Raw genomic sequence first — 12,856 nt, 5'->3', positions numbered from 1 at the left:
ACAGTATTTCGCTTTTATCGAAGATTAGGCAGGCTGGAAGAGTACACGATACTCGCCATAGCCCTCTTTCTCCAGATCCTCTTTTGGTATAAAGCGCAGTGCCGCTGAATTAATGCAGTAGCGCAGGCCGTTTTCCCCTGGACCATCGTCGAAGACATGACCTAGATGGGAATCTGCTACTTTGCTGCGCACTTCTGTGCGAACCATCAAATGGCTGAGGTCCGTCTTTTCCTTCACGGCGTAATCGCGAATCGGACGTGTAAAGCTGGGCCAGCCACAACCGGAATCGTATTTATCCTGCGAACTGAATAATGCTTCACCAGATACGATATCTACATAAATGCCTTCTCCGTGGTGATCCCAAAAATCATTTCGGAAAGGTGACTCTGTAGCGCTATTCTGAGTGACTTCATATTGAAGTGGCGTCAGACGTTCTTTTAAGCTTAGTTTGTCTTCTTTATGTGTCCAGTGGGTTTCGATAAAATCCTCTCGGCCGGAACCCTTACGGTAACGTTTGTAGTGACCCGGGTTCTTACGATGGTAGCCCTGATGATATTCTTCGGCAGGATAGAAGGTTGCTGCCGGGAGGATCGGGGTAACAATCGGGCTAGCGAATCGGCCGCTTTCTTGCAAAGCTACCTTGGAAGCCTCTGCTTGTTGCTTCTGCTCTTCAGAATGGGTGAAGATAGCCGTTCCGTAAGAGGTGCCGCGATCATGGAATTGTCCACCCGCATCGGTTGGGTCAATTTGCTGCCAGAATAACTCAAGCAGCTTGCTATAAGGGAAAATTTCTGGATTGAACGTAATTTGTACGGCTTCAACATGTCCTGTAGTTTCGGAGCATACCTCTTCATAGGTAGGGTTCACTGTATGCCCGCCAGTATAGCCGGAGACGACACTAATAATGCCTGGCAATTCCTCGAACGGCGAGACCATGCACCAGAAGCATCCACCTGCAAAGGTTGCTTTTTCCGCCTTGGAATTTATATGGTTAGTCTGATGTTCATTCATTAATATCCCTCCATTCATGTAATGCAATTAAATAGATCACAATCTAATTATAAAGCAAATAACCACAGCCTGCCAGCTTCCGCCAAATAAGCTCTCTGTTACCTAGTGTTTTTTACTTCCTGTGAACTGTAACGAAAGCTTAGTCCGGCTATAATAAGCACAATGGCATAAACAATAATGGCTATAATCGCATTACCTGGGTTCTGGAACAGTTGATCCCCAAGGAAGGCATACAAGGCGATGCCTGGGATTTTTCCAATAGCTGAGGCAGCAAGATAACTCCAGAAGGGCAGTCCGGCTGCTCCGGCATAGATGTTAACTGCTGTCTGCGGGATAATCGGCAAGAGACGTGCTAAGACAATAGAAGCAAAGGGCCGCCGTTCTATGCCTTTTGTGAATTTTTCGAGTAGGGGAATAGAAGTCAGATAAGCTCTCGCTTGATCTTGAAATAAGAACTTCACTACGCCGAAAAGGAATGCGGCAGCAAGGGTTGTAGCTACCCAGCAAATTAAAGCACCTGCCAAACTTCCGTATGCATAACCAAAAAATCCGATGACCGCTTTGTACGGTACAACTGGAAAGAGAGCCAGTAAAGTTGCGATCCCTATAGAGCCGAAAAGATTATGATCCTCTTTCATCCAGCTAAGGATGTCATATCTGTAGATAAACGCAAGGATTGTGCCCGAAACATAAAGAATAATCGAGAACCATTTTCTCATAGCTAATATACCCTTTCTTCCACTCATTCATCTCATCATACGGGATAAAAAGTAAATATTGAAGTGAAGATCATTGTCGGCGAACGCCAAGCAGGTATAATAGCATTTATAGAGAACAAAGAGAGAGATAAATTCTTGAATTATAAAGAGGGGAGTTAGATCAGTGATCGTTTCTGCACGCAAAAGAGTCGCCATCATCGGGATTGGCAATATCGCCCGCAAAGTATATTTGCCACTGCTCTCTCAGCATGGACAAGTTGAGGTAGTGGGGGTTCTCAGTCACTCATCCACAACAGTAGAGCAAGCTGTTAATGCCTACCGTTTTCCTAAAGGTACGACAAATTTGGACGAGCTGTTGTCTTGGGATCTGGATGCAGTATTTGTGCATAGCCCAACGACGACCCATTATGATATAGTAACAAAATGTCTCGAACATGGGATTTCGGTGTATGTAGATAAGCCGCTGTCCTATGATCTGGAAGAATCCAGAAGGATGGCAGAGCTGGCAGAAAATAAAGGGCTGCTGCTAGGCGTGGGCTTTAATCGGCGTTTTGCCCCAATGTATGTCACTGCCAAGAGTTGGCTCGAGGAAGCCGGAGGCATTAGCCATTGCCACGCGATTAAACATCGCACGAAGCTGCAGTTAGGCAGCAGCCGTGAGACTGTGCATGACGACTTGATTCATATGCTTGATCTGCTGTTATGGTTATGTGGAGATCAGTATGAGCTGCTTCGCAGTAATCTTCAATCCAATGGAGAGGGGCGACTTGTGCAGGCATCTGGAATGCTGGGTTGGGAGCAAGGCTCAGTGGGGATGTATAGCATGCTTCGTGAGGCGGGTGTTGATTTGGAGAAGCTGGAGCTGCACGGTAATGGACGTTCGGTGGAAGTGGCAGATCTGGACCAAGCCATCCTATATGAAAAAAATGCTTTGCCACGGACCCAGAGCTTTGGAAGCTGGGATACGGTGCTGGATAGAAGAGGTTTTGGTGGAGTGGTAGATCATTTCCTGAACAATATAAATACACCAGAGTTATGCAGTATTGCTGCTTCAGCAGTTCTGCCTAGTCATAGATTGGCAGCTCAGCTTGCTGAATGAGGTCTCTAAGAAAGGAGTAAAATATGGAAGACAACCGTAAATTAGTGGAGGAACAAATCATCGAAAGCTATAAGCGTGAGGAAGAGATGATGATCCTTGTATTCGCCCAGTGGTGCGTGAATCAAGGGCTCGACCCGCACAGTTTATATTTACAGGCTTATCCACAGCAAGAAGGGAATGAAGCCTTGCGAAAAGCGCTTGCCCTAACGGTTTCTGCGGAGGAAGCAGGGGATATTTCTGATGACACAGTTCTGGGCGTACTCTCCTTATTCGGAAATGATGACTTGGCGCAAATCGTGACAGAAGCGATCTCTAAAAGGGAATCTAAAGCACATACAGGGGATTGACAACGAGGATATAATGATAATGTCAGATGAACTTTTTTTAGTAAACGATGTTCATCAGGGATGAAATGTGTTAATATTATATATACTAACTAATAGTAAGTTTCGCTAGTGAGAGGTGAGAACAATGGAAGAACATCAAATTTCGATGTGTCCCAGATTTGAGACAGCCTTCTCTTTCTTAGGCAAACGTTGGAATGGACTTATTATTCAGACATTGATGAGTGGACCGAAGCGGTTTAAAGATATTTCCGGCCTCATTCCTTCAATGAGCGATAAGATGCTGTCCGAGCGGATGAAGGATTTGGAAGGTGAGGGTATTCTGGTTAGACATGTATACCCGGAAACACCTGTGCGTATTGAATATGAACTAACAGACAAAGGCCGTGCGCTGGAGCCTGTTATGCAGCAGATTCAGTCTTGGGCTGAGAGCTGGGTAGAGTAGAAATCAAAGTCGTGTTGTGGCCCTTTTTCCTGAAGAACGGAGGAGGGCTTTTCAATTTTTAAATAAAAACCTTGCACAGATCGAAAAAATCTGTAATATAATAGAAAAAACGTTGTATGTTCCTTGCGTGGAAACGCTTGCAATATTGGTTTTTGCTCAAATCTACTCAGCTGGAGTACAGGCATAGCAAAACTATTAGGAGGCGAGGGAGATGAAGACCACCCTGTTTTCCCGGGAAATAACGTATGGAAAAAAGGATGTTGCTGAGCTGGAGAACGCTTCGATCAAAGTACAGCTCATCTATGACAAGACGTTGTTCATGCTGCATAGCCATCTTCCAGATTCCTTATGGGATGCGTGGATTGGCGTGCCTTACAGCATTATCTCTTCACTCTACAAAGGCAACAATGATAGCGGGACTATTTTTCAAAAATGGATTCAAAGTCCTTCTGGCTGGAAATGTATCGGCTGTGAACGGCATTGCCTGGAGTCGACGGAACCTCTTCAAGAAGTGAATGTGGCGAGTAATCAACGACAATATAAGTTCCATAATGGCATTCGCCAAAGCATGGTGCTACAAGCCCTAATTTGGTCCATGTACGAGAATACCGTATTATTCAAACCCTTTTTAGGGGATGAGCCCTTTTTTGATGAAGATGATTTGCATACGATATCCTCTTATTTCGTGCCAACTTACCTTAATGATCTACGTCTTCTGGAGCAGTCTAAGCCTTGTAAAGAGTACAAAGATCAGAATATACAGATTTATCAGGAATGGATATCCGCCCCTGACCTTGTCCTCAAATGGAACGGAGGCCTAACAGAAGGCAGATGGATGACTGGTGTTTATATGGATCACTCCCGCTTTGCTGGCTTAGGACCTTATTTGAAGGACGCAAAGGGTAAGCGAACGTATATGCAGGCTTATGTTCAATAGAAGATACAGATTTTAGTGTCAGGTCGATTGTGGAGATTTATCTCCATGATTGACCTGTTTTTGTTATCTGCTATTTTCAGGGCAGTAATTAGAATTAAAAAATTAAAAGAAAGGATTTAAAGTAAAATAATGGGAAGTTAAGCCGATATATAGGTTAGATATGCGCTCCTTTTACTTAAGTATTTAAAGATAAAATAGTACATAAAGATCTGGAATGATGAGTCGAAGAGTGTAGCACATTGGATGGTCTAAGTGTAAGAACTGGAGGTCATGAATGGCATCTAACAAAATGGTATTCAAAGAAGACGAAGTTGAACGACTGCAGACAAAAATTAGACAGGTTAGCCAGGACACCAATCGGTTGTACTTGCAACTGAAAGGTCAAATAAATAATTGGGATGGTATCCCGCTGGGATCAAACCAGATAAAAGCCCAAGTGCTTATCAACGAATTGACGGTAGAGGCTGAGAAGCTTGAAGATATTATTCGTTCAGCTGTAAAGGGTGTTCAAGGTGTTCAGGATCAGAATAAACGCCAGATGAATCAACTCTTTCAGCAGTTTGGCGCTTTAGGAAGTATGTTCGGAAGGCTAGGAGGAGACAGCGCAATTGGGCAGTTTTCGATCCCACCAGCAGCTCAGAAGGCGGTCACGAATCTGATCACCTCGATTGCTGCTCTAATGGGAAAGGATGAGCTGGATAGCGATCCTATGGTGAAGAAGCTTCAAACAATTGTTAAGAATTCGGGACTGGGAACGATTGATTCCATTGCCGCACAAAGCAAGCTGAAGGATATCTACCAGGCACGGAATCAAATCGCAAAGGCACAGACCGCCTATGAGGTATATCAGGCGTTTGGAAATCGGACGCAAATGGATGCAATGCATAAGCTGGCGGATGACGCACGTAAGAAGCTGGAATCCTTGGGTATAGGCGAAGTCCAGTACCAGTTGGGTAAGAATTTAAGCGCTAATTTTAAGAGGCCAGCGGTACAGGCGTGTGATTATGATCCATCGATCACGACGTCTAATGTGCCCCTACTCCAAAATGAAGAATACCTCTTACTACTGCGAATGGCGATGCAAAAGGAAGGTGTTGGGGAGCAGGCCAAGAGTCAATTGGCAGGGAAGCGGCTGGAAATCGAACAAGCAGAGAATCAACTAAAGGGCAAATCAGCCTTTGATTTTAGTGAATATGATAAAAAGTTAATGGGGAATACGTGGGTCCTCAGTAAAAACGGTGTGACAGATCAAAAAGCAGCCCAAGCGAGCATCGCCTATCAGGAAGCTATTAGAAATGGAGATATCCAGCTAGAGCGAGAAGAACCAGGTGTGGATATCATACTGGAACAGACGATAGCGGCAACAGAAGGTTATAATTATTTCACAGGAGAAAAGATATCGAAATTACAGGCGTATTCCATTATTATTAGTGGTATACTCTATAATTTCCAAGGAATTAGCGTTAGCCGTGGGGGGCTGAATAAGAACTTAAAGCTGCCTAAAGGTTCGGTGAAAATTCCTAAGCAAACTGTTAAAACACCCGTGATAGAACTACCGGAAGTTAAGGTTCAACCAAGTGACATACACGTGAAGGCGGTTGAGGGGACTGGAAATGTTAAACCTGTTCAACAAATCAATAATAGGTTTCCAAATGATATTCAAACTGGAAAAGAGTTTTCTTTCAATATCGAAAATGGATACTTGAAAAATAACAGTGGTCTTTCCGAGGTTGATTTTGTTGTAGACATGAATGGCAAACTTCATATTGGGAGAGGGCATTCCTTTTTGGCAAATGGGGAGTCTGTTCAAGCGGCAGGAAAGCTAAAACTTAATAATCAGGGACAGGTCCGAAGCATATCTAACTTATCCGGTCACTATACTCCTTCAATTGAGCAAGCAAAATTATTCTCACAAGTTCTTGAGCAAATAGGGGTGAAAACTAAAAATGCATGGCTTGAAATATACACCATAGAAACAACTCCTTCAGGTTACGTTAATACAAATGAACTTGTTAAGATTTCTAGTATTCAGATAAAGTAGGTGATGAACGTGGAAGAGATAAAACAGATGAATAAAGATATTTTTAAAGGGAATTTATTAAAAACTATTGAGGAAATATCAAGAAAGAAAGGATTGATTTTTACCGATTGTAAATTTGTTATAGAGCCTGTGAAAGAAAAAGACAAGCCGCTAAACGGTGCAGATGATATGATGAGGCTAAACATTTTAAGTGAAGAAAACATTGGGAATAAGCAATTAACGCTGGATAAAACTATAAATATACTTTGTGGACTAGAACCATTAGTACCAATATGGATAGATGTAATCTTCATTGAAATGAATGAAGACACGGCTATTTATAAGTTGCGGTGCAGTTTAAGGTTTAGAAAGCCGACTTTATTAAGAAATGCAGAAACTGGACACGCTCCTTTTAAGGCTGTAACAGAAGAAACTTTTTAAGTATTGCTCAAGCTTCTTCTTTTGGTGGGGCTACCGAGTGCCTAAGTAATCTATTATTCAGCCAATAACACATATAATACCTGTATAAAATTTCGTCATTTCGTTTGTACATACAATAATGCTTGGTAATTTTAACCTAAAGTACGCTAAAGCGTTATGTAAACAGGTTGATTGTGGTCAGAGATCACCATAATTGACCTTTTTCGTTCAACAAAGAGATACAATTTTCGTGAGTACAATCACAAGTCAAAACTCCTTTCAGGGTTAAGGTGAACAGGTAGAAAAGATTTTTCAGAACCTGATCACATATCCCGAGGAGGAACTATTATGGAAACTAAACAACCTAATGATAGAATTTCGGATTTACAGCATAAGCAATCGGTGCAACCTGGATTTACTCCAGATGCCCTGGTAAAAGATATTGTGCTGCAATTCCCAAAAGCTGCGGATTATTTCAAGTCCAAACGGATTGATTTCTGCTGTGGAGGCGCCAAACCTCTTGCTGAAGCAGCTGTAGAGCGTGGACTAGATCAAGAGATGATCATTAGTGATCTCAACAAGCTGTTCGAGGAATATCCGGTACCTCAAGAAGAACTCGCATGGAACACAGCACCTTCTGCAGAGTTAATCGAGCATATCGTGAGTAAACATCACCATTACCTGCGGGAAGAGCTGCCCCTAATTAGCCAAAATGTAACCAAGGTATACCGAGTTCATGGCGGAGATTCCCCCCATTTAGAAGAGTTATATAGTTTGTTTAATGCACTTAAGGAAGATCTGCTTCAGCATACAGCTAAAGAAGAGGAAGATGAGTTTCCAAAATTATTAGCGTATGATGCCAATCCAAGTGAAGAAGGGCTGACCACACTTCGCGAGGCATTAATTGAACTCGAGAGTGAACATGACACAGCAGGCGAACTATTGAGACAAATACGCAAAATAACAGCTGATTTCACCCCACCGGCTCATGCTTGTACAACCTATCGTTTGACTTATGCCCGGCTAGAGGAGCTGGAGAGCATGACTTTTGAACATGTTCATCTGGAGAATAATATATTGTTCCCTAGATTCCAGTAAAAAAAATGAGTTTTCATAGAGTCCCTTAGGGGACTTTTTTTATATTTGAGAACAAAGCTTATTTACGTTATTCTTAAATAGACAGTATGCATAACTTACTACAAGCCTGAGACGCTGTGTGGTCATTAGGCGGGACAAGGCGGTGTCACTATGCCCACGAAATATATGTGGAGGTTGTTACTAGGATTAGTCATCGTATTCATAATAGGTGGGTGTTCCACTCTTGCTGACATTAATAATGAAGGGAATAATGGCTTAGCAGGATCAGACGGACCTACGCTTTCGCTTATCGTTGCGGGAAATGACTTGCTTACCAACCCTTTGGACAAGCAGCTTAGCGAGAGCTACAGAAAAGGGATAACGATCTTTGACCTACTGAAAGGTAGTGGGAGGGCCACCTTTTCTGAGGATAACACAAGCATTCTAACGGTAAATAATATTTCACTCGGTCCAGGAATGAATTGGGAGCTGCAAATGGATGGGGAGACCATTGGACCTGAGGATTGGGGTCGAACAGTCGGGCATGAATCAAAATTAGTAATTACGGCGATGTCTAAGGAACAAGAGGAACCCCTTCAAATTGTGTTGTTGACCGTGAATGGTGGAAGTGAGCAAGTGAATTTGAATCATTCATATGTTATGGGATTTACTGAAGATTTAACAGTGAGAGGTTTGTTGAAGAACAGCAGTGTGGTGCAGTTGACCGAAGACAACAAAAAGGTGTTATCCATTGGTGATTATACTCCTCTTAGCAATGAAGTTTGGAAGATGAAGGTGAATGGGAAGCAGCTGCTTGAGAATGGAATGGACATGAAGCTTAGAGTGCAGGATGAATTGGAGATTTTATTGGCTATACGTTAAAAAAAGTACATAAATGCCAGATCAACGGTTGCTCAGAACCCGTGATCTGGTTTTTTTTATTGGAAGTTATAACCTAATAAAGTTGCCTTACTTTTATGTGAAAACATTCACATTTAATGTGACTGTAATCACAATCTCTCTTAAATTTTGAAATGTATAATTCCATTATGTAGAAGAGAAGTTGAAGCAAAGTTCAACAAGAACGGATAAGAATGAGGAGGCACCTAACCATGGCAGCGAAGAGAGAAAAATTAGTATTAGTCGGCAACGGTATGGCAGGCATAGGTACGCTAGAGCAAATATTGAAGCTAGGTGGAGCTTATGACATTACGGTCTTTGGAAGCGAACCTCATCCCAATTATAATCGGATCATGTTGTCCTATGTTCTCGAAGGCAGCAAAACCATCAACGATATCATCCTAAACGACTGGAATTGGTATGAAGATAACAACATTACCTTGCATACAGCAACAACAGTTACACGAATTGACGAGCATTCCAAGCAAGTAATTGCGGATAACGGTATGGCTGTTTCTTACGATAAAGTGATTATTGCAACGGGTTCGAATTCATTTATTTTACCTGTACCTGGTTGTGATAAGGAAGGCGTAGTGGGTTTCCGGGATATTGCAGATTGTGATGCGATGCTGGCTGCGGCTAAACAATACAACAAAGCGGCGGTAATCGGCGGGGGTTTACTTGGATTGGAAGCGGCAAAGGGTCTTGTGAACCTTGGCATGGACGTTACTGTAGTACATCTGATGGAAGATCTAATGGAGCGCCAGCTGGATCGTAATGCCTCTTCTATGTTGCAAGCTGAGCTAGAGCGTCAAGGCGTGAAATTTGCCATGGGCAAACAAACAGTAGAATTGACCGGGGAACAGAGAGTAAGTGGATTACAATTTAGTGATGGCACTTCACTTGCGGCTGATTTTGTAGTTATGGCTGTAGGCATCAAACCGAATATAACTGTGGCAAAAGAAAGCGGAATTGCCGTTAATCGTGGGATTGTAGTGGACGATTATTTGCAGACCTCTATGCAAAATGTATATTCCATTGGCGAATGTGCCGAACATCGCGGAGTTTGTTACGGATTAGTAGCGCCGCTCTTTGAGCAGGGGATGGTTCTAGCTAAACATCTCTGCGGAAGTGATACAAATCCATATGAAGGTTCTGTTGTCTCCACCAAATTAAAAATTTCCGGTGTGGATGTATTTTCTGCAGGTGAGTTTATGGATTCTCCTGAACATACTGTAATCTCAAGCAAAGATGAATGGAAGCGAACCTATAAGAAAATTCTGCTCAAAGACAATGTCATTGTTGGTGCAGTCCTATTCGGGGATGTGACAGAGTCGGCTAACCTGCAAAAGTTAGTAAAACAAGGCGCTGTAATGACCGATGAAATTTATACAGAGGTTATGGGTACGGGCTGCTGCGGAAGTGGAGCCAAAAAGAGCACGTCCGTAGAAGCGATGGCGGACGAAGAAATCGTTTGTGGCTGTAACGGGGTTACGAAAAAAGCGATTGTGGATGCGGTCTTAGAAAATGGTTTTACTACTGTGGACGAAATAAAAGCATGTACAGGAGCGACGCGCTCTTGCGGAGGTTGTAAACCGGTTGTAGAACAAATTTTACAATTTGTCCTGGGTGATAGTTTTGAGCAGTCTGCCAAGCAAGGAATTTGTAGCTGCACAACGCTTAGCCGGGATGAGATTGTTGCTGAGATTACAGCTAAAGGTCTTAGTACTACTAAAGAGGTTATGCATGTACTGGGTTGGAAACAAGAGGAAGGCTGCTCTAAATGCCGTCCGGCGATTAACTATTATCTGGGGATGATAAATCCGGATACACATCAAGACGAGAAGGAATCACGCTTTGTTAATGAACGTATGGGAGCCAATATTCAGAAAGACGGAACCTATACCGTTATTCCACGCATGTACGGCGGGGTAACGACACCGGAGGATTTGAAGAAAATCGCTGATGTCTCCCTTAAATATGATGTGAAAGTTGTGAAGGTGACGGGTGGGCAACGCCTGGATCTAATCGGGGTGAAAAAAGAGGATCTGCCGAAAGTATGGGAAGAGCTCGATATGCCATCAGGTTATGGTTATGCCAAGTCGCTACGTACCGTTAAGACTTGTGTGGGTTCACAGTTCTGCCGTTTCGGCACACAGGATTCGCTGGGAATGGGCGCGCTCATAGAACGTAAGTATGAACGTCTTGATTTTCCTGCCAAGTTTAAAATAGCTGTCAACGGCTGCCCGCGTAACTGTGCGGAATCCTGTACGAAGGATATTGGCATCGTCGGTAATGATGGCGGTTGGGAAGTGTTTATCGGTGGTAACGGTGGGATCAAGCCACGGATCGCTGACTCCTTCTGCAAAATAAAGACCGATGAAGAGTTGATCGAAGTGTGCTCCGCTGTGATGCAATATTACCGTGAGACCGGCAATTATTTGGAGAGAACCTCCGAGTGGGTTGAGCGTATGGGACTTGAGCAGATTCAAATGGTCATTTTGAATAATGAAGATAACCGCAAAGAGCTGGCCGCACGGATTGACTTTGCTCTGACTCAGGTTACGGATCCTTGGAAAAAAATGCTCAATGACAGCAGCACTCGTACTGCGCTTTTTGAAGAAACAAGAGTCTAGCGGATATAACGCACACAGAAGGGGAGAGACCAATGAATAAGACCACACAAACGTATGCAATAGGATCAGTACAGGATTTCCTGCTGCAAATTGGCCGCGTAGTGATTGCTGGAAATGTTGAACTGGCTGTTTTCCGTGCCTCTGACGGAGCCATCTATGCAGTAGAGAATCGCAGTCCTCATCCTAAGGGGGGCCCGCTTGCTGAAGGGATCGTGTCAGGTCACTATCTGTACGATCCACTGTACGATTGGAAAATCGATCTGCGCACGGGTGAGGTGCAGGCACCAGACCAAGGTAGTGTGGTGACTTATCCAGTCACACTGGACGGAGAGAAAGTTACAGTGAGCGTGTAGACACCGAAGAGTGTAGTAATAGATTTAATAGAAAACGGTGGGGTGGAGTATTATGTTTACGCAAAGTGTGGAGAGCATCGTAGAGACGGCAGTCAGTAAGCGGGACAAAATGAATGAAAGCTTGCCAAGATATTTTCTAGCAGCCCTATTGGCAGGTGCTTATGTAGGCATTGGAATTATCCTTATTTTCTCCCTAGGAGCACCACTGGCAGCTGCCAAATCTCCTTTCCAACCGCTTATTATGGGCACATCCTTCGGCATCGCCCTGACGCTTGTAGTATTTGCAGGCTCAGAGCTGTTTACCGGGAATAATATGTTTTTTACTGTAAGTACACTGGCAGGCAGAACCAGTATCTGGGATACCGTTAAGAACTGGATTCTTGTATTTATCGGGAATGTGGTAGGTGCAGTGATTTTAGCACTTTTAATTCGTGGGACTGGGTTGTTCAGTGCTGCGCCGCCGGAGCATTTGATTTTTACAGCCGCTGCTAAAAAAATGAGTCTCCCGTTCTCTGAGCTGTTTTTTCGTGGGATCCTATGTAACTGGCTGGTCTGTTTAGCGCTATGGATGTCCTCACGCGCTAAAAGTGAATCTGCTAAGCTAATCTTAATCTGGTGGTGTCTGTTTGCCTTTATCGCAAGTGGATATGAGCATAGTGTGGCTAATATGACTCTGCTTAGTGTTGCTGTGTTGCTGCCAAATCATCCGGAAACCATTACGATAGCTGGATGGCTGCATAATATGATCCCTGTAACTTTGGGGAATATCATTGGTGGAGGCGTATTCGTCGGTATGGCCTATTGGGTGATCTCACCAGTGCGTGGTGCTCGCAACAACCGTTAAGATCCATTTTTAATTAACTATATTAGAGCTGAACAGATCTTGGGTTTAGCT

13 protein-coding genes are annotated in these 12,856 nt (G+C 43.5%); 11 read left to right on the top strand and 2 right to left on the bottom strand.

The genetic code is table 11. From position 1 onward, the window contains the following. Window positions 1-24 precede the first annotated feature (24 nt). Both msrA and NST25_RS22280 read right to left on the bottom strand, forming a co-directional pair. Window positions 25-1,011 carry a peptide-methionine (S)-S-oxide reductase MsrA gene (gene msrA, locus NST25_RS22285; protein WP_340392499.1) on the bottom strand — a complete coding sequence of 329 codons (987 nt, stop codon included), beginning with the start codon at window positions 1,009-1,011 and terminating at the stop codon, window positions 25-27. A gap of 98 nt (window positions 1,012-1,109) precedes the next feature. Beyond that, window positions 1,110-1,730, bottom strand: a complete 621-nt coding sequence (locus tag NST25_RS22280) for a VTT domain-containing protein (protein ID WP_076130695.1) — start codon at window positions 1,728-1,730, stop codon at window positions 1,110-1,112. A gap of 163 nt (window positions 1,731-1,893) precedes the next feature. Here NST25_RS22280 and NST25_RS22275 point away from each other — a divergent pair, with 163 nt between their 5' ends. The 11 genes from NST25_RS22275 to NST25_RS22225 all read left to right on the top strand — a co-directional run bounded on the left by NST25_RS22275 (window position 1,894) and on the right by NST25_RS22225 (window position 12,805). Then, window positions 1,894-2,829 (top strand): Gfo/Idh/MocA family oxidoreductase, encoded by a 936-nt coding sequence (locus NST25_RS22275; RefSeq protein ID WP_340392498.1) that lies wholly within the window; start codon window positions 1,894-1,896, stop codon window positions 2,827-2,829. Window positions 2,830-2,852: 23 nt separating this feature from the next. Then, window positions 2,853-3,176, top strand: coding sequence for a hypothetical protein (locus NST25_RS22270; protein WP_076184188.1), 324 nt, complete (start codon window positions 2,853-2,855; stop codon window positions 3,174-3,176). Window positions 3,177-3,300: 124 nt separating this feature from the next. Beyond that, the gene (locus NST25_RS22265) at window positions 3,301-3,618 is read left to right on the top strand and encodes a helix-turn-helix domain-containing protein (protein ID WP_036682958.1); all 318 of its coding nucleotides are present in this window, start codon (window positions 3,301-3,303) and stop codon (window positions 3,616-3,618) included. Window positions 3,619-3,829: 211 nt separating this feature from the next. Beyond that, window positions 3,830-4,555, top strand: a complete 726-nt coding sequence (locus NST25_RS22260) for a hypothetical protein (protein ID WP_076130692.1) — start codon at window positions 3,830-3,832, stop codon at window positions 4,553-4,555. Window positions 4,556-4,829: 274 nt separating this feature from the next. Next, window positions 4,830-6,596 carry a hypothetical protein gene (locus NST25_RS22255; RefSeq protein ID WP_312150461.1) on the top strand — a complete coding sequence of 589 codons (1,767 nt, stop codon included), beginning with the start codon at window positions 4,830-4,832 and terminating at the stop codon, window positions 6,594-6,596. Between the two features lie 27 nt (window positions 6,597-6,623). Next, entirely contained in the window at window positions 6,624-7,016 is a 393-nt protein-coding gene (locus tag NST25_RS22250) for a hypothetical protein (RefSeq protein ID WP_081387696.1), read from the top strand. Window positions 7,017-7,397: 381 nt separating this feature from the next. Continuing rightward, the gene (gene ric / locus NST25_RS22245; RefSeq protein WP_076308971.1) at window positions 7,398-8,093 is read left to right on the top strand and encodes an iron-sulfur cluster repair di-iron protein; all 696 of its coding nucleotides are present in this window, start codon (window positions 7,398-7,400) and stop codon (window positions 8,091-8,093) included. Window positions 8,094-8,243: 150 nt separating this feature from the next. After that, complete coding sequence (locus NST25_RS22240) at window positions 8,244-8,954, top strand: hypothetical protein (protein WP_076308946.1); 711 nt, start codon at window positions 8,244-8,246, stop codon at window positions 8,952-8,954. 230 nt (window positions 8,955-9,184) lie between these two features. Then, entirely contained in the window at window positions 9,185-11,608 is a 2,424-nt protein-coding gene (gene nirB / locus NST25_RS22235; RefSeq protein ID WP_076308945.1) for a nitrite reductase large subunit NirB, read from the top strand. A gap of 32 nt (window positions 11,609-11,640) precedes the next feature. Next, window positions 11,641-11,961, top strand: a complete 321-nt coding sequence (gene nirD, locus NST25_RS22230) for a nitrite reductase small subunit NirD (RefSeq protein WP_076130684.1) — start codon at window positions 11,641-11,643, stop codon at window positions 11,959-11,961. Window positions 11,962-12,013: 52 nt separating this feature from the next. Next, window positions 12,014-12,805 carry a formate/nitrite transporter family protein gene (locus NST25_RS22225; RefSeq protein WP_076130683.1) on the top strand — a complete coding sequence of 264 codons (792 nt, stop codon included), beginning with the start codon at window positions 12,014-12,016 and terminating at the stop codon, window positions 12,803-12,805. Window positions 12,806-12,856 lie beyond the last annotated feature (51 nt).

Source organism: Paenibacillus sp. FSL E2-0190, assembly GCF_037992965.1.
Taxonomy (GTDB): domain Bacteria; phylum Bacillota; class Bacilli; order Paenibacillales; family Paenibacillaceae; genus Paenibacillus_AQ; species Paenibacillus_AQ odorifer.
Note: the sequence above shows the minus strand (reverse complement) of the source record. Positions and strands in the feature narration are given on the sequence as shown.